This is a genomic window from Terriglobia bacterium (assembly GCA_020072565.1).
Taxonomy (GTDB): Bacteria; Acidobacteriota; UBA6911; order UBA6911; family UBA6911; genus JAFNAG01.
Genome location: JAIQGI010000026.1, coordinates 19,640 through 43,150, shown reverse-complemented (window position 1 = coordinate 43,150; position 23,511 = coordinate 19,640). Strand labels below are relative to the sequence as shown.

General features: G+C 57.9%; 18 protein-coding genes. 3 read left to right on the top strand and 15 right to left on the bottom strand.

Annotated features, from left to right (window positions below):
* Positions 1 to 54: 54 nt before the first annotated feature.
* The 4 genes from LAP85_17015 to hslV all read right to left on the bottom strand — a co-directional run bounded on the left by LAP85_17015 (position 55) and on the right by hslV (position 4,017).
* Positions 55 to 813, bottom strand: coding sequence for a fumarylacetoacetate hydrolase family protein (locus tag LAP85_17015; protein MBZ5498103.1), 759 nt, complete (start codon positions 811 to 813; stop codon positions 55 to 57).
* Positions 810 to 1,904, bottom strand: a complete 1,095-nt coding sequence (locus LAP85_17010; protein MBZ5498102.1) for a fibronectin type III domain-containing protein — start codon at positions 1,902 to 1,904, stop codon at positions 810 to 812. Before LAP85_17010 ends, LAP85_17015 begins: the two co-directional genes overlap by 4 nt.
* 65 nt (positions 1,905 to 1,969) lie before the next feature.
* Positions 1,970 to 3,319 carry an ATP-dependent protease ATPase subunit HslU gene (gene hslU / locus LAP85_17005; protein ID MBZ5498101.1) on the bottom strand — a complete coding sequence of 450 codons (1,350 nt, stop codon included), beginning with the start codon at positions 3,317 to 3,319 and terminating at the stop codon, positions 1,970 to 1,972.
* Positions 3,320 to 3,441: 122 nt separating this feature from the next.
* Complete coding sequence (hslV, locus tag LAP85_17000) at positions 3,442 to 4,017, bottom strand: ATP-dependent protease subunit HslV (GenBank protein ID MBZ5498100.1); 576 nt, start codon at positions 4,015 to 4,017, stop codon at positions 3,442 to 3,444.
* Positions 4,018 to 4,326: 309 nt separating this feature from the next.
* Between hslV and LAP85_16995 the strand changes: the two genes are divergently transcribed.
* Both LAP85_16995 and LAP85_16990 read left to right on the top strand, forming a co-directional pair.
* Positions 4,327 to 5,526, top strand: a complete 1,200-nt coding sequence (locus LAP85_16995; protein ID MBZ5498099.1) for an alanyl-tRNA editing protein — start codon at positions 4,327 to 4,329, stop codon at positions 5,524 to 5,526.
* Between the two features lie 67 nt (positions 5,527 to 5,593).
* Positions 5,594 to 7,480, top strand: a complete 1,887-nt coding sequence (locus LAP85_16990; GenBank protein ID MBZ5498098.1) for a diguanylate cyclase — start codon at positions 5,594 to 5,596, stop codon at positions 7,478 to 7,480.
* Between the two features lie 43 nt (positions 7,481 to 7,523).
* Here LAP85_16990 and LAP85_16985 read toward each other — a convergent pair whose 3' ends face one another.
* A complete protein-coding gene (locus LAP85_16985; GenBank protein MBZ5498097.1) occupies positions 7,524 to 8,096 on the bottom strand; it encodes a hypothetical protein in 573 nt (190 codons plus the stop codon).
* Positions 8,097 to 8,252: 156 nt separating this feature from the next.
* Here LAP85_16985 and LAP85_16980 point away from each other — a divergent pair, with 156 nt between their 5' ends.
* Positions 8,253 to 8,894 carry a nucleotidyltransferase family protein gene (locus LAP85_16980; GenBank protein ID MBZ5498096.1) on the top strand — a complete coding sequence of 214 codons (642 nt, stop codon included), beginning with the start codon at positions 8,253 to 8,255 and terminating at the stop codon, positions 8,892 to 8,894.
* 48 nt (positions 8,895 to 8,942) lie between these two features.
* On the opposite strand, the gene LAP85_16975 is transcribed toward LAP85_16980, so the two are convergent.
* The 10 genes from LAP85_16975 to LAP85_16930 form a co-directional block, all read right to left on the bottom strand.
* Entirely contained in the window at positions 8,943 to 10,484 is a 1,542-nt protein-coding gene (locus LAP85_16975; protein ID MBZ5498095.1) for a glycosyltransferase family 2 protein, read from the bottom strand.
* Between the two features lie 242 nt (positions 10,485 to 10,726).
* A complete protein-coding gene (locus tag LAP85_16970) occupies positions 10,727 to 11,923 on the bottom strand; it encodes a tetratricopeptide repeat protein (protein MBZ5498094.1) in 1,197 nt (398 codons plus the stop codon).
* Entirely contained in the window at positions 11,920 to 12,600 is a 681-nt protein-coding gene (locus tag LAP85_16965) for a response regulator transcription factor (protein ID MBZ5498093.1), read from the bottom strand. Before LAP85_16965 ends, LAP85_16970 begins: the two co-directional genes overlap by 4 nt.
* Positions 12,601 to 12,683: 83 nt before the next feature.
* Entirely contained in the window at positions 12,684 to 14,264 is a 1,581-nt protein-coding gene (locus tag LAP85_16960; GenBank protein ID MBZ5498092.1) for a HAMP domain-containing histidine kinase, read from the bottom strand.
* Between the two features lie 135 nt (positions 14,265 to 14,399).
* The gene (locus LAP85_16955) at positions 14,400 to 15,233 is read right to left on the bottom strand and encodes a hypothetical protein (protein ID MBZ5498091.1); all 834 of its coding nucleotides are present in this window, start codon (positions 15,231 to 15,233) and stop codon (positions 14,400 to 14,402) included.
* Positions 15,234 to 15,246: 13 nt separating this feature from the next.
* Positions 15,247 to 17,847, bottom strand: coding sequence for a bifunctional lysylphosphatidylglycerol flippase/synthetase MprF (gene mprF / locus LAP85_16950; protein MBZ5498090.1), 2,601 nt, complete (start codon positions 17,845 to 17,847; stop codon positions 15,247 to 15,249).
* Positions 17,848 to 18,121: 274 nt separating this feature from the next.
* On the bottom strand, positions 18,122 to 18,589 hold the full coding sequence (locus LAP85_16945; protein MBZ5498089.1) for a biopolymer transporter ExbD: 468 nt from the start codon (positions 18,587 to 18,589) through the stop codon (positions 18,122 to 18,124).
* Positions 18,590 to 18,643: 54 nt separating this feature from the next.
* Entirely contained in the window at positions 18,644 to 19,828 is a 1,185-nt protein-coding gene (locus LAP85_16940) for a TonB family protein (protein ID MBZ5498088.1), read from the bottom strand.
* A gap of 632 nt (positions 19,829 to 20,460) precedes the next feature.
* Positions 20,461 to 20,898: a large-conductance mechanosensitive channel protein MscL gene (mscL, locus tag LAP85_16935; protein MBZ5498087.1), complete on the bottom strand. Its 438-nt coding sequence runs from the start codon at positions 20,896 to 20,898 to the stop codon at positions 20,461 to 20,463.
* Positions 20,899 to 21,001: 103 nt separating this feature from the next.
* A complete protein-coding gene (locus tag LAP85_16930; GenBank protein ID MBZ5498086.1) occupies positions 21,002 to 23,500 on the bottom strand; it encodes a sodium-translocating pyrophosphatase in 2,499 nt (832 codons plus the stop codon).
* Between the last annotated feature and the right edge of the window lie 11 nt (positions 23,501 to 23,511).

The window sequence follows — 23,511 nt, the reverse complement described above, 5'->3', positions numbered from 1 at the left end:
CACCCCATCCAAGCCGGCCAGCCAATTTCAAAATCCAAAATCTAAAATCCAAACTCAAATGACGGGATTGCGCAGGGTGCCGATGCCTTCGACTTCCACTTCCACCACGTCCCCGGGCGCGAGTGGCCCGACGCCGGCCGGCGTGCCCGTGGCAATCAAGTCGCCCGGCAACAGCGTCATGATGCCTGCTATAAAGCGAATCAGCCGCCTGACCGGGAAAATCATCTCGCCGGTGCGGGCCTGCTGGCGAATCTCGCCATTGACGCGGCCAGTGACCATTACGTCGGCCGGATCGAGTTCCGTTTCGATCCAGGGACCGAACGGACAAAAGGTGTCGAAGCCCTTGCCGCGGGTAAATTGGACATCCTTTTTTTGCAGGTCCCGTGCACTCACATCATTCACGCACGCATAGCCGAGTACATAGCGGAGAGGGTCCTCATCCTCCGGTATGTTGCGTGCCGCTTTGCCGATGACCACGCCCAATTCGGCCTCATGATCCACACGCCTGGAGACGGCAGGAAGGACAATCGCGTCACCCGGGGAGATCACCGCACTCGGTGGCTTCAGAAAGATCATGGGGTCCTCTTCCGGCGGGGCGTTGCCCATTTCCCGGGCGTGGGCCGCATAGTTGCGGCCGATGCCGATGATCTTGCCCGGCAAACAAGGCGCCAGCAGGCGCACGTCCGCAAGCGGCAGGCTCACGCCGGTCGGGACCATTGTCCCCGGCAGATTGCCTCGGCATACTCTGACGACACTGCCTTCGATCCGGCCGCAGCCGATCTCTTCCTGATAGCTGAAGCGACAGATTCTCATCGAACCTCCACGGTTGTGGTCGCAGCCCGGCTCTCATTTTTGTGAGTGTCCACGGCAACGACGCTGTATGCGTACTTTTTCCCCGGGCGCACCTGATCATCGCGAAAGCTCAAGGTCGTCACCAGCTGTACCTGAAGGAGAATGCGCTCGGACGTGCCTTCTTCCTGGCGATAGATCTCATAACCGGCAAGATCGGCGTCGTCCGGCGGCTCCCACAACAGCGTCACCACGCCGTTCTCCACTACGTAAGATAGGTTTGTCGGGAGTCCGGGCGGGAATACGTCGCGTGGAATAACCTGGAGCACAGCCGAGGGGAGGCTTTCAGCGTACGGGTTTTCCCGGCTTCCCACCACAGCCACCTTATAATAGTAGGGCGTGTCGAACTCAAAGTCGCGATCCTCAAACTCCGGGTTGGGCAGCGGCGCGACGTTGAGCGGAGCGGCCGGGAAGGCCTTGGGATCCTCGGAGCGATAGAGATTGTACCCTGCGACCCGCGCCGGCACCGACCCATCCGCGTTCCTAACGGGCGGCTTCCAGGTCAGCCGGATGCTGTCGCGCAAGACCGCAGACGAGAGCCCTTCGGGAGCGGCCGGGATAGAGACAGGAGCCACAAACACCTGGTTGCTCAATCCCGCAGTCTGGTTTTTCCGGTTGATAAAACGGACGGCATAGCGGATCCCCTGGGCGTAGAACGTGGCTGGATCGGCGGGAGTGGGATCCCCAAAAGTCAGGGCGCCGTCGATCAGATATCGTCCCAGTTCCTTAACGGGAACGGCAAGTATACGTTCGGCCTGCGCCAGGAATTCGGCCTCCGGGAGCGGTCCGGCATTTCCGCGATCGCTTGCCAGACGAAATATTTCGACCTGGCCGAGGGTGGTCACCTGCGAACCGTTGGTGTTCTGGGCAGGCATGGACACAGTCAGCAGAATCCTCTCGTCGTACTGGCGCGCCCTTAGATCGGTCGCAGCCCTGGGCACGAGCACCAGGGGCGGCTGGGGCTCGCTTTCCTTCGCGCAGGAACTCAGGCCGGCGAAGCAGAGCAGGAGCAGGCAGCAGGCGGCTTTAGGGCGCGGGCATCCTGTCCGCGGCACTTTGCCGCCACCGGCTGGATGCACGCGCCACAAAGAGAAGGAGGGGGTGAAACGGCTCGCAACCATTACAGGATGTACCGGCTGGTGTCCTTGTCGGCCACAATGTCGCCTAGTTTATGGCGCACATATTCTGCGTCGATCCGGACGGTTTTCGTTGTCAACTCACTCCCCTTGAAAAGGATGTTCTCCAGCAGCGCCTCCATCATAGTGTGCAGGCGGCGGGCGCCGATGTTCTCAGAACTGTCGTTCACGAGGCACGCCATGCGCGCGATTTCGCGGATGGCATCTTCTTCAAACCGGAGCTTCACTCCCTCGGTCTTCAGTAGCGCCACGTATTGCTTGATCAGGGCGTTCCTGGGTTCGGTGAGGATGCGGACGAAATCGTCCTGGGCCAGAGTCTTCATCTCCACGCGAATCGGAAAGCGCCCCTGAATTTCGGGAATGAGGTCGGACGGCTTGGACACGTGAAACGCGCCCGCAGCTATAAAAAGGATGTGATCGGTGCGGACCATGCCGTACCGGGTGTTGACACTGGTGCCCTCCACGATCGGGAGGATGTCGCGCTGCACCCCTTCGCGGCTCACGTCCGGACCATGGCCGCTCTCGCGCCCGGAGATCTTGTCGATCTCATCCAAAAAGATAATGCCGTTATCCTCGACGCGGTCGAGCGCGATCCTGGCAACCTGCTCCATGTCAACCAGCTTTTGCTCTTCCTCCTGCTCAAGGTAGTCCAGAGCCTCGTCTACCCGCATATGGCGTTTTTTGGGCTTGCCCTCCATCATGCCGGTGATCAGATCCTTCATGTTGAACTGGATCTCCTCCATGCTCGCACCTTCGAAAACTTGAAAAGCAAAGGGGCTCATGGGATGCTCCCGGACTTCCATCTCGATGACGCGTTGGTCTAACCTGCCCGCCCGCAGCTGCTTACGCAATTTCTCGCGCAGGCGCTCGACGAGATCGCGATCCTTGCTCGCGTTGCCGGACCCGCTCTCCCCGGGCATGGGCTGAAGACCGGACAAAAGGAGATCAAGGACGCGCTCTTCCGCATTGCGTTCTGCCGTCTCCGCGACTTCCGTAATGCGTTCAATTCGAACCATGTCGACGGCTGTCTCTACCAGGTCACGGATCATCGATTCGACGTCCCTGCCGACGTAGCCGACCTCGGTGTATTTCGTAGCCTCGACTTTCAGAAACGGAGAGTTGGCTAGGCGCGCGAGCCGGCGTGCGATTTCGGTCTTCCCCACGCCGGTCGGGCCGATCATGATGATGTTCTTGGGTGCGACCTCCTCCGCCATCTCCTCATCCAGCTTTTGGCGCCGGACGCGATTGCGCAGTGCGATCGCAACCGCCTTCTTGGCTTCCTGTTGCCCGACCACGTAGCGATCGAGCTCAGCAACAATCTCGCGGGGCGACATTTCGTCGAGCCCTCGGGCAGGGGTTGCATGACGTCTACGCACTTCCAGCAGATTCCTTTCCCGCACCCGGGCGGCCGATGGCCGGCAGGTTTATCCGAGCCGGTTCTAGTCGAGGTGGGGCTTCATTTGCGCCGCTTGGTGCGCCTGGCAGGTTTCAACTCCTCGACGATGACCTCTCCATTGGTAAAAATGCATATCTCGCTTGCGATCTTGACCGCCGCGAGAGCGATTTCCCTTGCGGACAGCCTGGTGTGGCGCAAGAGCGCCCGGGCAGCGGAAAGCGCGTAGCTCCCGCCTGAACCTACTGCGAGAGTGCCGTCGTCCGGCTCGATGACATCGCCGGTCCCGGAGAGCAGGTAGTTGGACTTGCCGTCCGTGGCGAGGAGGAAGGCCTCAAGATGGCGCAGAGCCCTGTCCATGCGCCATTCCTGGGCCAGTTCGACCGCGGCGCGGTTGAGATTGCCGTGAAACTGCTCGAGCTTCGCTTCCAGCCTGGAAAAGAGCGCGAATGAATCCGCCGTGGCGCCCGCAAAGCCCACGAGAATGCGGTCGTTGTAAAGTCGCCGTATTTTTCTGGCGCTTGACTTGATGACCGTGTCCCCCAGGGTGACCTGGCCGTCACCGGCAATGGCGGTCTCTTCCCCGCGCCTGACCAGCAGGATGGTGGTGCCATGAAATGTCGCATTGGACTGAGTCATGCCGGGGAGTATAGACACCGCTCCAAAGCGGTGTCAAGAAACCTCGTGCGCGTAAGAGCCGATGGTCGAAATCCCATCGCAGAGGGCGCAGAGAGCGCAGAGGCACGTTTCCCCCCGCTGTTGTCTGAGCCCTGCTCGAAAGAGGACTCTTCAACAACGGGAAGCAGCCAGGAATGGCGCGAATTTCCACGCATGTCCTTTGATCCGCTTCGTCCGCGCGGATTCGCGTTCTGACGCTTTTCATCCAAGTGCTTTTCGGGGCATCGATTCTATGATTAAATCAATTTCCTCATTCTCAGGAGCGGCCGCATGACAAAACACCTGTACTATGACGATTCCTACATGACCGAATTTGCCGCCGTCGTGCTCGAGCAGATCAACGTGGGGCAGAAGCCGGCCGTTGTTCTGGATCGGACGGCTTTTTATCCCGCATCGGGAGGTCAGCCGTGCGATACGGGGCTGCTGGGGGGCGTGCGGGTGGAAGTCGTGGAAGAGGATGCCTCGGGAAGAATCGTCCACGTGCTCGCATCGCCGCTGGCGCCGGGAGAGGTGAGCGGCACCATCGACTGGGGGCGGCGCTTCGATCACATGCAGCAGCATACGGGCCAGCACATCCTGTCTCAGGCATTCCTGCGCGTGGCACAGGCGTCCACGCTGTCCTTCCATCTCGGCCAGGAGACTTCGACCATTGATATCGACCTCGACCAGGCGGATCCCATCGTCGTGGGTTCAGCTGAAGAACTGGCTGCGCGGATCATCTTTGAGGATCGTCCGGTACGAATTCTGAATGTCAACCGCGGGGAGTTGAGCGCCCTGGGAGTCCGCAAGGAGTCTCACCGCGAAGGCGAGATCCGGGTCATTGATATCGAAGGTTTCGATCGTTCTCCGTGCGGGGGAACGCACGTGCGCCGCTGCGGGGAGATCGGGATGATCTTCATCCTGGGCAGTGAGCGCTATAAGGGAGGCACCAGAGTCGAATTTGTTTGTGGCGGCCGGGCTCTGACCGCATTCCGGAAGGATCATGAAGTCCTGAAGGAGTTGGGAAAACTGTTTTCTGCACATCCCCATGAGTTGGCGCGGCTTACAGAAAAATTCCTGCTGGAACGGTCGGCGCTCGTCCGGGAGAAGAAGCACCTGGAGGATCAAATTCTGGAAATGGAAGCTCAGGACTTGCTGAATCGTGCCGATAAGACAGGTGGAATCATATTGATACGTCGGAGCTACGGCGATCGCAAAATCGAGAGCCTGAAGGGTTTAGCTCAAAAAGCTACGGCCTCGCCGGCAACGGTGGCCATTCTGTCCGCGACCCAGGAAACCGCGCAGCTGGTGGTAGCCCGCAGCGCGGACGTCCCCGGGGACTGCGGAGCAGCCATCAAACAGGTGGCCGGCAAGCTCGGCGGCAAGGGCGGCGGGAAGCCCGAACTGGCCCAGGCAGGTGGGATCGCGGTGTCTGCCCTCGAGGAATGGTCACAGAGCCTGATCGACTACTTTCGGACATGCCGGCCATGAACGACACAGCCCGTCGCGAGGAACAGACAAAGCTCACCAGAACCAACGGCTTCCATCGGGAGGCGTCATGAACGCCCGGACGCTGAACGATCAAAGCCGGCGCAAGGTCTCATCGACCGAAGCTCCGCTCACTCTCGCCGCCGCGGCTGCACTTGCGACATCCATCCATGGGTCTCTCAATCTCGGCGAAATCCTCCGCGCCTGCCTCCATGCGCTGCAGGGGCATCTCCCGTTGGAGCGCCTGAGCCTCGTCCACCATCGAACCAACGACTCGACCGCCACGCTGTACGCCCTCGATCAGGGCGAAGGCGCACCCCTGGTCGGACCACGAGTGATCGTCCTCGAGAACTCGCGCCTGCGGCAATGCATCGTCGACCACGAGCCGCGCGTCATTGAGTTCGGCACCGGCGTCGCGCAGGATGCCATCGAGCAGCGGCACCTGCTGCAGCAGGACACCGGCACCGTCATCTATTCGCCCCTGGTGCTGAAAGACAAATTCAAAGGGGTGTTGATCCTGGCACTGCAGCGAGGAAGCCGTCTGACAGCGGTGCACATGAGCCTGCTCTCTTATACGACCGCCCATCTGGCGCTGGCGGTTGAAAACTCCGACATGCATTACCTGGAATGCCGTCGCGGCCGGCAGCTTTCGATGGTGAGCGAGATTGCCAAACAGGCCGTGATGGTTGAGGATTTAGCGGACTTCCTCGCCTCTGCTTCCACACTGATCCGGCTCAGCTTCGATTATGTGCGGGTGCAGATATGGACCGCCGGTCCGGCGCCGGATGGGCTGACGATTGCCGCACAGGCCTGCAGGCTGGGGGCTGCAGCGGAGTCTAATTTGCCGGCGATGGTTGAAGAGTGCGCGCGCCAAAACAGCATCTTGTGCAATAACAACCTCCCCGTCTCAGCGGGCCCAGAGGCCGGTTCCGAACTCGCCGTCCCGATCCGCCTGCGCGGGAAGCTGCTCGGAATCCTCTTTCTGGAGAGCAACCGGCTGGACGCTTTCCCCTCCGAGGACCTCGACACGATGGAGGCCATCGCCTCCCTCATGGCTTCGGCCTACGACAACCTGCGTGCTCTGGAGCACGCACAGGAGTCCAACGAATACATGCAGGCCATTCTCGAATCCGCCAAGCATCTGGCGGTTCTTTCCACCGACACCCTCGGCTTCGTCATGACCAGCAGCATCGGATCCGAGACTATTTTCCGGCTGTCCCAGAAACAGATTGTCGGCGAGGACATCCTCACCCTGTTCACCGATTCCCGCTTCCGCCGCGAGTTGTCCGCATACATCGCCAATCCCACGATTTCGACCCTTGAGCGTATCAAGCTCGCGCAGCAGGGCGCCGAAGTCGTTTCTTACCTCGACGTTTCGTTACAGCGCGTCTACGACCCTGCCAAAAGACCGGTAGGATTCCTCTGCATCGTCCAGGATGTAACCGAAAATGTGCTGCTGGAACGTATGCTCGAATCTCTCTCGATTACCGACGAACTGACCGGTCTTTACAACCGCCGGCAGTTCTTCGCCGCCATTACGGCCGAGATGGAGCGTTGCCATCGTTTTCAGCGCAGCATCTCCCTGTGCTTTTTCGACCTGGACCGCTTCAAGCAGTTCAACGACACTCACGGCCACCTCAGGGGAGATCAGGCGCTGAAGGAGACGGCCGAGCTGATCCTGAGCCTGGTGCGTTCCAAGGTGGATACCTGCTACCGCTACGGCGGGGACGAGTTCACGATCATAATGCCTGAAACCACCCTTGACAATGCCCGGGTCGTCGCCGAACGCATTCGTGAGAGCGTGGGGCGCCATTTCCAGCACGAGATTACGGTGAGCATCGGCATCACATCGTCCGCGGATGCTGCGGAAGCAGAGGATCTGGTCGAAAGGGCGGATCGCGCGATGTACGGCGCGAAATCGCTCGGCGGCAATTGCACAATTATCAATGATGAATGATGCTTCAGGCGGGATCGATCGCTCATCCACCAACCGTCGGGCGTCAATCACGACGGCGGGACACCGGCGATCGCGTGCCCATCACTTCCAGCTTCACCGCCTGCCAGTCGTCCCGGAAATTCGGTGAGCCCAGGTTGATCCGGTTCACCTTGAGAACCAGGTTTTCGAACACGAGGCTCGTGAGCGGAGCGAGCTTGAGATCCTCTGCACCTAACCGGATAGTCACTCCCCATAGCTCTCTGGCATCGCCCAAATCGCCCTGAATCCGCACCCCGAAGGAGGATCTGGGCCGCAAGTTCAGGGAGGCGGTCGTAAGCGGTTCCTTCGGATCACCGGTATCAATTAGGAAGCTTTGGATAACGACCGTGCGATTCTCGAGCTTCACACGGACTTGCTTGGCCGAAAGGGATTTGGCATCTTCGGCCATCGAAACGAAATTGAGCAGCGGGATGCCGGGGCCGACGATTTCCACCGTGAAGATGTAGTCGTGATCCACGAAGGCAAAATAGGCGCTTTTCTCGGGATCACGCGTCACTCCGCCTTGCGCTTGCCCGGGCAGGGTTGACTGCGTCGCCTGGCTCAGCAGAGCCAGCCACACAAGTGCCAGGAACTGCATGGATCCCTCCTGATCTCCGCCTGACCCCCCTACATGTGGGTTGAGCGCCCGAAGACAAACTCAAAAGACAAAAAAGATTCACGCCTATTTGATACCATAGTATTCATCTGCTTATCCAGCGCGCCGAAGACGCTTGGGAGTTTTATCGGATACAAGATGAAAATTATCACGCCCGTGGTCCTTGCCGCCGGTGATTCATCGAGGATGGGTTATCCCAAGGCACTCCTCCCATTGGGGGATGACACTTTCCTGACACGCATCCTGAAGACCTTGGATGCGTTAGAGCTGCCCGCCGCGCGCGTGGTCCTGGGAATTCACGAGTTCCGCATCCAGCCCTTGCTGATTTCCCGCAAAGTGCGAGTGTTGACCAATCCCAATCCTGAACGCGGCCAGGTTTCATCCCTGAGGCTGGCGTTGGAGGACCTGGATCCGGATTGTGGAGGTTGCTTGATCTGGCCTGTCGACCAGCCGCTCGTTTCGATTGAGTTGGTCCGCAACCTGATCCAACTCTTCCAGGGCTCCTCAGCTCCGCTTGCCATGCCACGCTGCGAGGGGAAAGCGGGTCATCCGGCGATCTTCGGGCCGATGCTGATCGAGGAGTTGCTGTCTGCGCCTCCCGACGGGAGCCCTAAACTCATTGTCGCCCGCCACAAGAGTCAGGCAGCATGGCTTGAGACTTCTGAAAAGGGTTCAGTCGAAGACGTCGACACTCCGGAGGACTACTTCAGATTGACGGGGGAAACGCCGGCATCAGCGCTGGCAAAAAGGGGACATTCCGATTTTCCAGTTCTCCCTTGACGACCCCTGCAGGAGAGGACTGGAAAATCGGAATGGCGCTTTACTCCCTCAGGCTTTTTCAGGCTTCGGTTCCAGTTCCTCTTTGCCGGGGACCCAGCGGAATCTCGAGGGCAACCTGAGCGACGGCAGATTCACGTGCTTGAAATGCTGAGTCATGGATCCCAGGCCGGTGTAGAGGTAGCCGAACTGGAAGAGGAACAGAAATGGAATTATGCCGTAGATGCCCAGGCTCCATGCGTAGTAGTTGACGAAACTGAAATAGAGACCGAAACCGACCTCCACCAAAGGCAGGATGCCCATGCGTCCGCGGTACTTCTTCTTCTTCCAATCCCGCGTGTTTCCTTCGACGGAAAACTTGGGCGTGCGCACGAAGGGGCTTTTTACGCCGACGGCTCCTTCAAGTACGGCCTTGGCCACTGCAACGGTCATCCCGATTCCAAGCGCCATGACACCCGGCAGATAGAGGATTCTCTTCCACCAGTCTTTGTGCAGAGCTTTCTGGCTCGAGATATAAAAACAGTTGACGCTGGCAAAGGAGAGTGCAAACAGCGGCAAGTCGACTGTCAACAAATCGAAATAGCCTTGGTTGAAGCGCACGATCAAAGCAGGGAAAAGCAGGAGCGCAAGTAACAGCATCACCGGATAACAAACATTCCCGGTGAGATGATACCAGGCCTCCAGCTTCTCCGCGGGGCTGAGATTGCTCCGCAACAGCCTTGGCAGCACTTTCTTGCCGGTTTGCATGGCTCCCTTCGCCCACCGGCACTGCTGGGCCTTGAAGGAGTTTATTTCGACCGGGAGTTCCGCCGGGGCCAGGAGATCCGGCAGGAAAACGAATTTCCAGCCTTTCATCTGGGCCCGGTAACTCAAATCAAGGTCCTCGGTCAGAGTGTCGTGCTCCCATCCGCCGGCATCCCGGATGGCCTGCCTGCGCAGGATTCCCGCTGTGCCGTTGAAGTTGAAGAAGCGGCCGCACAGATAACGGGTGTTGCTTTCCATCATGAAGTGGCCGTCCAGAAGGATCGCCTGCGCCCGGGTGAGAAATGAATATTCCCTGTTGATATGCTCCCACCGCCCCTGCACGAGGCCGACTTTCGGATCGGTGAAATAGTGAATGGTTTTCTGCAGAAAATCAGGCAGGGGCACGAAGTCGGCATCGAAGATTGCTACGAACTCACCCTTGGCGGTTTTGAGCCCGTTCTCGAGCGCGCCGGCTTTGAATCCCGAGCGGTTGTCCCGGTGAATATAGTGGATGTCGATGCCTTGCCTGTGCCACTCATCGGCGGCCTCGCGCGCGATCTTCCGGGTCTCATCCGTAGAATCGTCCAGCAGCTGGATTTCGAGCCGGTCGCGGGGGTAGTCGAAAGCGCACACCGCGTCGATCACCCGCTTCACCACATACATTTCGTTGTAAAAAGGGAGTTGGACGGTAACTTGCGGCAGCTCCTGGAAGCGCTCGAGGCAGCCTGGCACATGGTTGCGATGCCTTCGAAAGAGCCAGACCAGCATGTATCGGTGCAGGCCGTAGAAGCTGAGAATGGCCAGGATCGTAAAATACGCCCAGATGATGGCCTTGTCGAAGGAATCCATCTGGTACAGATACGAAATGTTTCCCGTCTCCTGGAACTTTTGCCATGATGAGATGTGGGACCAGAGGTACTGCATGACTTTCCTCACCCAAAGTCGGGAGTATAGGAAAGCTCCGCGCGATGGTTGTCATCAGAATGTCCAGAATTGTATTCAATTGTAATCCTGCTTCCGACTGCCGACCTCCGACGCCGGTGCTGCGCGCACAATTTCCAGGATTCAAGTCGGAGGTCTTAAGTCAGCCCTCAGTTCGCGGTGCCCCGCAGGAGGATGCGGGCCCGGTAGATCCATTCTCTGTGCTCTCTGCGGAAAAAACGGGGATTGGAGCGTGCCTGATCCAGGATGGTGTTCAGTTGTGCGCGCATCTCCCCCGCATTGCCGGTTCTCTGCAGCGCTACGGCCAGCCAATACCTTCCCTGGGGATCGGAGCCGCGGCGCTCAAGAAAAAACCTGAGAAACTCGATCGCCTTTTCCGCTCTGTCGGTGTGCAGGTATCCCTTGCCCACTTCGCGGAAAATGTCGCCCAACCCGTACTCAGGATTCAGCCGATAAGTCTCCTCGTACTCGGCCGCCGCTTTGGGCCAATCCTCCCGGCTTTCGAAGATACGTCCCATGTAGTAGTGATAGTCGGGATCCTGGAGGTCGATCGCAAGCGCCTGCTCGAAGTAGCCCCGTGCAGTTTCCAGGTGTCCACCCTGGAAGTGAAGCAAACCGAGTTGATAATGCGCGTCGGCATCACGAGGGTTGAGCGTCAGCGTTCGCAGGTGCTGCCGAAAACCGCGCAATAATGTTTTCGTCGCGACCAGTTCGCGCAGGCGCTGGAGGAACACATACAGGACGGGGAGCACCACAAAGAAGGGGAGGGCAAACAGAAAGTTGGTCAGCACAAAGAGGACGGGAAGGGTGACCAGGGACAGGATGAAGACGCCGAGGGCCAACGCCGTCGGGATGTAATCCAGCTCCTTGACGGCCCAGACCGTATAGACAACCAAGGTCAGAAAGAGCCAGAACTCGCCCGCACTGATTACCAGAAATCCCAGATCCAGAAAATAAGGCACGAGCGGTGCACCGATCAGAAACAATACCCCCCAGAGTGGGAACAAAGCAGAAAGATGCGTCCTATACTCGGCGCGCGACATGGAAAATCCCAGGCCGTCGCCGGCGAACGCATTGCTCAACACGATGATCACAGGAACATAGACCAGCGAAAGGAACAGGAGCATCTGCAACAGGTGGCTTTCCAGGAATGACTCGAGGAAGCCCGGTTGTGGATGGATATAGGGAACTACATTCAAGGTCGCGTTGTTCCGTACCAGGATAAATGCCAGAAATCCCACCGCAAGGGAGATCAGAGCGGTGATGGATGCGCGCCGCGCGCCGAGCGCTCTCAGCGAGCGGGAGCGAAAAGCGAGCGTTTTCAGAATGTCGAGTAGGAACATCATGGGCTGAGCTTGTAGCCGACACCGTAAATGGTCAGGATGTGCTTGGGATTCCGGTAATCTTCTTCGATCTTCTTTCTGAGCTTCACAATGAAGTTATCCACCGTCCGGTTGGTGGGATAGTTCAGGGTTCCCCAGACCTTGTTGAGGATTTCATCCCGCGTGACCGGCTGGTTGGCGTTTGCATGCAGGAGCTTGAAGAGCTCGACTTCGTAATGTGACAGCGAATGCTCTTTTTTGCCTCGCTGAACGGTAAAATGCTTCACATCGACGAGACTGGAGCCGACCTGGATGACATCGACATCCTTGGTGTACCCGCTGCTCCGGCGCAGCAGGGCCATCACGCGCGCCAGCAGTTCGCCGACGCTGAAGGGCTTGGTCAGGTAGTCGTCGGCACCCGCCTCCAGCCCCCTTATCTTATCGTAGTCCTGCGCCTTCGCGGTAAGCATGATGATGGGCGTGTTGATTTTCTGCCGACGGATCTGCCCGCACACCTGATAGCCGCTGAGATCGGGCAACATGAGGTCAAGGATAATGCAGTCAGGAGCCTCCCGCACCACCATTTGGAGGCCTTCCTTGCCGCTGGCCGCAATGGTCGCCTGGTAGCCTTCAAATTCGAGAATGTCCTTTAGCCCGCGGGCCATCTCCGGTTCATCTTCAACAACGAGAATTCTCTGCATTCAACTCACCTGCGCAGGTGGCTTTGGAACCTCAAATGCGCGCCGATCCACGTACATCCCTATCTGGCGGGACCCGTGATCACCTACAGTTCCGTCTTCGAACTCTTCCCTTTCAATGCCGGCAAAGGCTCCTCGCGGATCGGGATTCTCATTGTGAAGGTGCTCCCGCGGCCAACCTCGCTTTCTACTCGGATCTCACCGCCGTGCATCTCCGCAACCTGCTTGGTAAGGGAAAGCCCGATGCCGCTGCCGCGGATCCTCTTGACACTTGCGCTGCTGCCGCGGAAAAATTTCTCGAAGATCCTCTGTCGCTCCGCCTCCGGAATTCCCAGGCCCTCATCTTTGACCGCAAGGTCGACAGATCCGTTGCTCTGGCTGACGCTCACTGTGACCTGTTTGCGTTCGCCGGAATACTTCACCGCGTTGTCGAGAAGGTTGAAAAAAGCCATGCTGATGGCATTGGGATCGGCCAAGGTATCCGGGACGTTGTTGTTCACACGGGTAACCAGTTCGAAGCCCTCCTTCTGAATTTGGTATCGGAAGGCTTCCAGCTCCTTGATCACCAACTGCGCGATGTTAGTCCTCTCGAAATGCAGGCTGTGCCGTTCCCGTTCCAGGCGGGCAAAATCCAGCAGATTGGCGATCAGACGACCCATGCGGTCGCTTTCGCTGTGAATGATGCCATAGTATTCCTGCTTGACCGCGTCGCTTTTCACACGGCCGGTGACCAGGATCTCGCTGAACATGCGAATGAGCGACAGGGGCGTCTTCAGCTCGTGGCTGACGTTGCTGATGAAGTCCTCCTTGAGCTGGGTCAGCTGGCGCTCCTTTCTGCCGGCCACATATATGATGGCCAGGCTGCAGAAAATGAGAGACATGCTCAGGATGATAAGGAACAGGTTGGCACGGCGCTGGTTCCGTGCATTCCGTTCCATTTCTGTATAATTGCGCGGCACGACCTGAAGGAGCCATTTATAAAGTGTGGTCGGGAAGCGCATTTCGAAAAAGTATTTGCTCCGCGGAATCGGCTGTGAATATACGCCGTTGTTGTCGAAGTCCACGATGCTCACATAGAAGACGGCTTGGAGATCGCGCACGTACCTGTCCGCCAATGCTAGGGTCTTGTCGATGTTCATCTGGAAAAAAACGAGGTACTGTTCGCCCCGACGATCTTCTTTGAGCACGTAGGAAGCGAAGAAATAGTTATCGCTGCGTTCCTTGTGCAGGTGGTTGGTTTGGTTGGCGACCAGTTGCCTCCGGTTGAGCTCCTTATAGCTGGCACATACGGCTCCCCACGAGTTCTTGATCTCATTGGTATAGTGCGGAAACACAGGAATATCCTTGTCGAGCCGGAAAATGAAAACGTGGTCGACGTTGAAATCGCCTCTCTTGATGCTCTCGGCGGTTGTTTCCCAGGTGGATGGATCATCCACATCCACCATCTCGGAGAGGATCCCGTCGTTGGTGATGATCTTCTGCTCGATTCGATCCACGCACTGGCTCGCGAGCCTCATGTTGCTCTGCACCAGGTTGGTATCGACCAGATTCTCCTTCCCCACACCCCATTGGACATAGCTGAAGTAGCTCAACACGGCAGTCGAGACCGCGATGAGACCCATCGCAATAGCCACAGTGGTGGCGTTGTAGCGGAACGGCCTGTTCATCGGGCATCTATTCTAACACGCGCGCAGACAGAAGGGCTCCGGGCTTTTCCCCGGAAGTGATTTGATGAAGATCACTATGAACTCCAGGAGCTCCAACAGAGGATAGGGCAGGATGCTCCCGGTGCCACGGAAGTCCTAGCGGCTGGTTGGCCGATCGAGTGATTCCATCCAACTGATAGAAGTGTCGAGAATGGACATAACTTCAGGGATCTTGTTGCTGAACCGGTGGTTGGAAGCATCTACCGCAATGAAACGCTTGGGTTCGGGCGCATCGGCGAAGATGGCCCGCACGTTGTCGATCAGGTCGTACTCATCGCGAGTAGAGTGAACCATCACGATGGGCACCTTGAGCCGGACGAGATATTCCTTTGTCTCCGCGAGACGCTCATTCGGCTCTCTTTTGGAAATCCAGGCGGTGAAGTCGGTCCAACGCCATCCGAGGGCGGTCTTAAGGGGAAGTCCCAGGGCGATGATGCCGCGACATAGTGCGCTGGCTCCAGGTTGGCCCATCGCCAGCACTGCCAGCCCGGCGCCTTCGGAAACTCCGATGGAAACAAACTCTTTGGGAAACATGCTGCCCTTCGACGCTGCATCCACGACCGCCTCGTAGTCGGCTGGGATCCAATTCTCTTCCAGGTGCGCGCCGCCACCTCCGGTGAAGGAGGATACATATGTCCGGGCATTAAAACCTATAACGCGATAGCCCTGTTCCTGAAGGTGCCCGGGCACATCACCCGATATCCCCAGCCAGCCGAGGTCACCGCTCGTGACCAGCACCTGCACCGTGCGTTTGGGTGCCCCGGGCGCCGGCTCATAAATCTGAACGGATTGCGGCTTCCCGCGCAGGTTGACAGTCAGGGTGCGAGCCGCGGGCCGGGCCGCATGCAGAGTGGAGGCCAGAAGGAGCAAAGCCATTCCGGCTGAAAGAACATTACGGCACAAAAGAAATCTGGGGTGCAGGAGCTTCATCTCTTTTCTCTCTTCAATAGCTGCGTGCTGGATGGGGGCATGCATTTTCTGCGTCGGCATGCCTTTCGGTCGGAAAGATCAGGTTCTTCCAGCCTCCGGCAATTAATGCCGCCACGTTTACGATTACCTGCGGCCACATCCAGAATGCCGGATAGGCCAGATAGCGAGGCACCCACCGGGGATCGAATTTTTGCTTGAAAAGCCGGATGCCTCTGAAATTGTACCAGTGCTCGCCATGCTGAAACAGAATGTTCGCCAGCCGCTCACCCAGACGCGCCTGCCGGACCTCGCCCACTGTGGCCAAAGGCGCCATGCCGAGGTTGAAGGTTCGGAACCCCTGCCCCTTGCCCCATTCAAACAGCTGGAGAAAGAGAAGATCTATCACGCCGTTCGGGCAAACGGGCATATAGCGCATCAGATCGATGGAGAATTCCTCCTGGTTCGGGCCCATCAACACGTTGGCGAATGCCACCGCTTTTCCCGCCACATCCCTGACGATCGCACACGGAAAGCGCGAGAGATAGCTGGGGTCGAAAGAGCCGATCGAGAACTGCCTTTCCCGTGCTTTCTTGCTGCGCAGCCAGGCATCGGAAATATTTTTCAGCTCCGGGATGTAGTCCGGGACTTTGGCGGCGGGCAGGACCTCGAACGTGTATCCATCGTTGCGAAAGCGGTTTAGCACGTTGCGCATGGCTTTGCCCTTGTTTCCCTGGATATTGAACTGGTCCAGGTCCACAAACGCCTCTTCGCCCAGCTTGAAAAAGGAGTAGCCGAAATCGTGCAACACCGGCAGCCAATGCGCGGAGATCTGATAAAAGACAAGCGTCCTGTCCAGCTCCGCTGCCTTTTGGAGCATCACACCCAGGCATTTCCTTTCCGCTCCCGGCTCGAGGGTGGGGTCCGCGAGAACCACCATGTACCGTCCTACTGTGCGATACAGGCAAAAGCCCGTGTCATGCAGGAACAGAATCGACTTGTCGGCATTCGCTGCCATCAAGGCGGTCGTTCCCTTTCCCAGCCTCTGATGGAGGGTGAGGGCACGATCGATCACTTCGCTCGTCGGTGGAACGTAGCGGTGCGGGATCCTCATGATGAGGTAGAACGCGATGAGCAACCCGAAGAGGAACAGGATGCTCAGCGTGCGCAGGAAGCGGGCGGCCTCGAAGGTGTGGGAAAAATAGGAGGGGAAGCTGAACGCGCTTGCGCCCGCGAGCTGGCTTCCGTTGTAAGCCGCGAACCCGGCAGCCGCGAACACAAAGATCGCCAGGGTGATCGGAGTAAGTATCGCGATCGCTGTCCCGCCTTTGCGACTGGGCAGGGTGAAAAGCTCGGCATGCGTCCAGAGGAGAGCGGCGGTGAGCACAAAGATGATGGCCTCTTCATAGTCGAGGGCCTTAAGCAGGCTGCCCACAGCACCTCCGAGCAGAAGAGCCAGAGCCGTCCGATAGGAAAAGCGATACCCTTTCATCAGCCCGCGCGCCAGCACGAAAAGGAACAGGCCGAAGATCGCGCTGGCAACGTGAGAGGTCTCCAGGATCGCGATCGGAACGATCTGTTCGAGGGTCCGAATACGATGACCGAGGTCCGGTGTAGCCGAACTGATCAGCATCACGCCGCCGGAAAAAAGCACGATCAGGGAGACAAACCAGCGTGCTGGGCCTGCCCAGCGCACCTTGCCGTGCACGGCGCGGCGCAGAAGCAGGAGTGTCGCTGCAGACCACGGGATCACGTAGTAGATCAGGCGGTAGACGAGAAGCCCGGCCGCTGCCTTCTCGACAACCGGCCCCAATCCGGCCAGCCAGAAGACGTCCGCACTCCCCAATCCCCCGGGGATCAGACTCAGCACCCCCAGGCCCTGACCGAGGAAATAGAGCCGTCCGAGATTTTCGGCCGCCAGGTCAATCCCGGCGGCATGGAGGCTCGCTTCAAAAACGAGGAAGGCCAGCGTCCAGTCGAGTGCGCCCAGCATAAACAGCCCGGGCCAGCGCACGTCCAAATCGCGTATCCAGACCGGAAACCGCTTCCACAGTTGGAGTCTCCCGGCCAGGAGACCCGCGAGAAATGCAGTCAGAAAAACCAGCACGGCCCTGATCGCAAGGGATACCCATCCCGTTTGCGGCAAAGGCATCAGAACGAATGGGATCCAGAACAGCAGGCCGCCACCGAAGCCAACGGCAATAGAAACGATAGCCTGACGCAAGGTGTGAAAGCTGACACCGAAAGGGCGATAAAGCCAGAAGCGGATGGCAGGGCCGGCGAGCGGGCCAAGGGTCAGGAAATTACTCCAGGCAAAAGCCAGCGTGCCGATCCACCAACGCTCGCGCGCGCGCACCTGGGCGCCGCGCAGGCAGATGACATCATAGAGGCCCATCACTGCGAGATTGGCAATGGTGAGTCCCCAGACCCAAGTCAGCCAGGAAAGCTCGATGCGATGGAGGGCATGCTGAACCTGGCGGTAATGAATGGTGCGCAGATCCGACCACGTCACCATGAAAATCACGGCGATCACAACCAGCGGCCAGATCCAGCGCGCATTCGCAAGCAGCCAGAGCACAAGAGGGTGCCTGGCCGGTTTCGCCGGTTCCTGGTCGGCCTCCGCTAGTGGCTTGGGCACACTTGGGGAATCTTGCCGGTTTTCCAAATGCGGCCTTCTCCGAATAAAAAACCCACTCGCCCTAGGTCATGATACACCAGGAGTTACGGCACTGTCATCATAAGCCGTCACTGCAATTCAGACAGCGGGAAACAAGCCAGTCGCGGACGCCGCGGCCGGCATAGCCGGACCCAAGAAATCTCAACGCAGAATGCGCTTACGGCACAGAGGACACGAAATCGGCATTCCCTGTGCTTTGTATATCGCGGGCTGCTTTGTGCTTTCCGTTTGGAGTCTAGCGCGGCTTCGTCAGTTGGGCCGTGGTGCCATTGGATGGCTTCGTCGCAGGAGATGCACCAGCCGAAGTCTTGTCCAGGAGAGCTATATCGCCGACGCCGGAACGTTTGGCAATATCAAGGACTTGGAAGACATAGCCGTATTCGAGGTCCTTGTCCCCCCGGATGAACATGTTTTTGTTAGTGCGGCTGTTGAAGATACCATAGAGTGTCGTTTGCAGGCTCTCGAGAGTTACGGGCATCTGATTGATATGAATGTCGTGATTCAGGTCTATTTCCAGAATCACCGAGTCGGGCTTCACATCCTTCGGCTGCTGGACCACCGGTTTCGGCACCCTTACCTGCTGGTCGTATTGCTTCATGGGAGTGGCCACCATGAAAATGATCAGAAGTACGAGCAGGATATCGATGTAGGGCGTAATGTTGATATCCGACTTGTACCCCTTGTTCTCCAGCGACATTGACATAAATACCGTCTCCCCAACAAAGCGCGGACTCCGGCGGTCCGAGAGGGCAATGCATTAATACAGGCGGAAGGTGACCTCGATGTTTGCCTGAACGTCGACCGGAACGCCCCTCAGTGTTCCGGGCTTAAATTTCCACTTGGTGGCTATCGTGTTGATGGCGGACTCGTCCAGACCATAACCCAAACCCTTAATAACCACGAAGCTGTCAACGGTCCCGTCTCTCCGAATAATGGCCTGCAGGACCAGAACTCCCTCGGTTCGGGCTTTGCGTGCCTCTTCGGTATAGGCGGGACGCGGTTCGTAGATGGGTATGGGCTCAGACACGCCGTTGCCCACTACGTAGGGCCCGACACCGTTGCCGATGCCTCCGCCACGCCCTCCTCCCATGCCGCCGCCCTCGCCCGGACCATAACCGGGCCCTTTACCCGGCCCAATGCCCGAGCCGGAGCCAGTGCCGATTCCGCCGCCACTACCCGGGCCTGAAGATGGTGCGCCCGGCGGACCGGTCATGTCACCGATCGGCAGCGGCGAATCCGTTGGAAAATCTATCGGCATCTGAACGGTCGGCTTCATATCCAACGGGCTGTCTGCCGGCACCAGCGGCTTCGGTTGTCCGGGGTCGGGAGGCATGAATTGAACCCGTGCAACCTCCGGCATGCGCCCGAAGGAAGGCGGAGTTTTTTCATTTTTGCCGCCGCCGCCGCCACCACCCCCGTTGGGACCGGTCGATTCGAATGGCAGATTCATCGGTGTGTTGATGAACACCACGGGATCTTTCTCCTGAGGCGGGGGGTCAAACCTGTGGATCGCCAGAAAAACAAAGAAGCCCACGAGCGTCACATGGATCATCAGGGAGGCTATCCCTGATTCCATTCTCCGCGTGCGCAGCTCTGCCCGTACCTCGACCAATTCTTCCTGATCCGACCAAAGCGATGGGATGAAAAGGGCAGTGCGATAGTCTGTAAACAGGTCCCTGAAGAACTCTCTCCAATTGATCGGCGCAGACTTTTCGGGTTTCGCTAAGTAATCGAACAGTGAGGGTCGGGTGCGGGGAGCTTCGCGCGCTTCCCGGAACGCGCGGATTGGATGGCGCAGCAGGTTCCACAGGTCGGGAATTACGCTGGACTCAGGCTCGTCCTTTACGTAGTGGAACAGCGAGGCCTGCGTCGGCGGGCCGCCTTCGACCCATTCCCGAAACCTGCGCACGATCGATTGATTGTTTGGACTTCCTACCGGCATATCCACTGCTCCTTTTGCCCTTCAGTCTGCCGGAATGCCTTCGCGTCCGGCATTTTTCCGTAACCCGCCGGACAACTCAACCCGCCAGGGTCTGACGAACACATACCCTAACTAGTATGACGCCAAAACAATCAAAAAGTATCATGTTTCAACCTAATAAAAGTATTTCGCCTCTCCGCCAGGTGGGGCCGCCGGTCATCTCGATGCTCCAGGGACGGCCTGTGACCGGTCCAAGACTCGCAGTCGCTAATATATACGAGTAACCAGCAGGAGGTGTTGCGATTGTTTGCAATCTAATGCTTTCCCCTGCGGATTGCCCGATCTCGCGGTACATCCGGATCCACATTTGCTGTAAGAAGTTCAAAAGACAAGATATGCTGGATCCGAGGCTGAGATCGAAGAGCGGCGGGAAGGATCGAGCTCGGCTTGCCCACCCTTCCAAAAGGGTAGTTTCAGCCGTCATCGACAGAAGTACCCCCAAAAACCCGAACCAAACCCTTACGCTCACGAAACAGAAGAATAGCATCCTCTGGTTCCAGCCGTCCAGAATCAATATCGGGCGGCTGCGAATCAGACATTAGCGAAGTCATCCGCCTCGATGGCGCGCTGCGTCTGACGGTCCAATATGCGGATCAGGCGGCCTTCAGATCTGAAGTGCAGTTCGGGCAGCGGATTGCCTTGATCGGAATCGTCGAGAGGCAATAGCTGCACTCCTTGGTAGCAACCGGCGCAGGTGCAGGCTCCTTTTTCAGACGGTTGATCTGCCGAACCATCAGAAACATCACAAAGGCTACGATCAGAAAGTCCAGAACTGTGTTTAAAAATAAACCGTAGTTAATTGTGGCCGCGCCGGCTGCCTTGGCAGCCGCCATCGTGTCGTAGGGTTTCCCGGAAAGATTGAGAAACAGGCTGGAAAAGTCCACACGGCCCAGGAGAAGACCAATGGGGGGCATGATCACATCATTGACGAACGAAGTGATGATCTTGCCGAATGCCACGCCCATGATGATGCCGACGGCCATGTCGAGGACGTTCCCCTTCATCGCAAATTCTTTGAATTCCTTGAACATTTTCGTGTGCCTCCGGTTGGGGGATTGGAAGCCTTGGGGCATGGACGTCTTGCCCATCGTCAGGTGATGAATTTGAGTCCGTGCCCCGCCTTGTTTCGCGCTGTCATCGCATCTGCCGGGAAGTCTCCTGTATCCTGGCGTTCATCCTGTCCGCACGTCGGGCGCTCGGTACGTGGGACTTGATGCGCATGCTGTAGAATGAGCGATATATAAACACCAGCGCGATCAGAAAGAAAATCCCGGCTAGAATCCTGGTGATTGCCGGCCCGATCCCGAAAGTCATTTCGACCGCCAGTTCGACGGCCAGCAAACCGAAGAGGGTGGTGAACTTAATAACCGGGTTCATCGCAACCGATGATGTGTCCTTAAAGGGATCGCCCACTGTGTCGCCCACCACCGTCGCGGCGTGCAGTGCCGTCCCTCTCTCACCGAGGATGACCTCAACGATTTTTTTGGCATTATCCCAGGCGCCACCGGCATTCGCCATAAAAATCGCCTGGAAAAGCCCGAACAGCGCAATCGAGATCAAATAACCGATGAAGAAAAAAGGCTCGAAAAAGGCGAAGGCAAGTGTGGAGAAGAAAACCGCGAGGAAGATGTTGATCATCCCGCGCTGTGCGTACTGGGTGCAGATCTCGACCACTTTCTTGCTGTCGTGCACGGAGGCTTTGTCCACCCCCTCCAGACGGATATTGGCTTTGATGAATTCGACGGCACGATATGCGCCCGTCGTGACGGCCTGAGTGGAGGATCCCGTGAACCAGTAGATCATGGCGCCGCCCATGATGAGTCCGAGCAGAAACAGAGGATGCAGCAGTGAGAGTTTTTCAAGATTATGCGTCAGGTGATCCGTCAGCATCAGGACGGTCGAAAAGATCATGGTCGTCGCACCGACCACCGCAGTTCCGATCAGAACCGGCTTGGCGGTAGCCTTGAACGTGTTCCCGGCGCCGTCGTTTTCCTCCAGCAGGTGTTTGGACACCTCAAAGTTGACCTCAAAACCGAAATCCCTCCTGATCTCCTCCTCGATGCCGGGAAGCTGCTCGATCACCGAGAGCTCGTAGACCGATTGGGCGTTGTCGGTAACCGGTCCGTAGGAGTCTACCGCGATCGTCACCGGCCCCATGCCGAGAAACCCGAAAGCTACCAGACCGAACGCAAATACCGGAGCGGCGATCATCAGAGAGCTCAGACCCAGCGTGCTTATGAAGTAGGCAAAACCCATGAGCGTCACGATGGCAAGCCCCAGCCAGTAGGCGCTGAAGTTGCCCGCCACCAGCCCGGAGAGAATGTTCAACGATGCTCCTCCTTCTTCTGCCGAGGTGACGACTTCACGGACATGTCTGGAATGTGTCGACGTGAACACCTTGACCAGTTCGGGAATGATCGCTCCTGCCAGTGTGCCGCAGGTGATGACGGACGAGAGTTTCCACCAGAGCGTGCCATTGCCGAGGTCCGCGACAAGTACAAAGGAGACCAGATAAGTCAGCGCCACCGAGACACCCGAGGTGAGCCACACGAGTGAGGAAAGCGGCGACTCGAAATTCATCCTGTCGGCGTCGAGGTAACGGCTTCGTGCGACCGCTTGATTCAGAAGGTAGGAAAGTCCACTGGCGACTATCATCATGATGCGCATGACGAAAATCCATACCAGCAGCTTGACTTGGATTATTTCCTGGGGCACCGCGAGGAGAATGAATGCGATCAGGGCAACACCGGTAACACCGTAGGTCTCGAAACCATCCGCAGTAGGCCCCACCGAATCGCCCGCATTATCTCCGGTGCAGTCGGCAATCACGCCGGGATTCCGCGCATCATCTTCTTTGATATTGAAGACGATCTTCATCAGATCCGAGCCTATGTCTGCGATCTTGGTGAAGATCCCCCCGGCGATGCGCAGCGCGGCAGCCCCCAACGATTCGCCGATGGCAAAGCCGATGAAACATGGCCCGGCATAGTCGCCGGGGATGAAAAGCAGGATGCAGAGCATCATAAAAAGCTCGACACTGATCAGCAACATGCCGATGCTCATGCCCGCCTTGAGTGGGATCGTAAACAGCGGGAAGGCTTTTCCCCGGAGACTGGCAAAGGCGGTGCGCGAGTTGGCAAACGTGTTGATGCGGATGCCGAACCAGGCCACTCCATAGCTCCCACCGATCCCGATAAGACTGAAGATCACGATGACGAGAACCTTGACAGCACTGAAGTGCTGGAGGAAGCCAAAATACAGGATCATGATGAGACCGATGAGAGCTTCCAGAACGAGGATAAACTTACCCTGCGTAATAAGATATGTCTTGCAGGTTTCGTAAATCAGCTCCGAAATGTCCCGCATGGACTGGTGGACCGGAAGGCTCTTGAGCTGTCGAAAGATCACCAGCCCGAAGAGAAGCCCCAGGAGGCACATCAGGAGCCCTGCTTTCAACATAGTCCTGGCATTGATACCCCAAAAGTCGACCCGGCTCAGATCCGGGAGCATCAGACTCGCCTCCCCGGTCCCATGCGTGGCGGCCACCGCTTGATCCGGCGAAAATCCCTGCGCGAAGGTGACCGGGCGGCTTATCGCCGCGCAGAGAAAAACCGCCGCAATGAAAACACACATGCGGCGCAGCC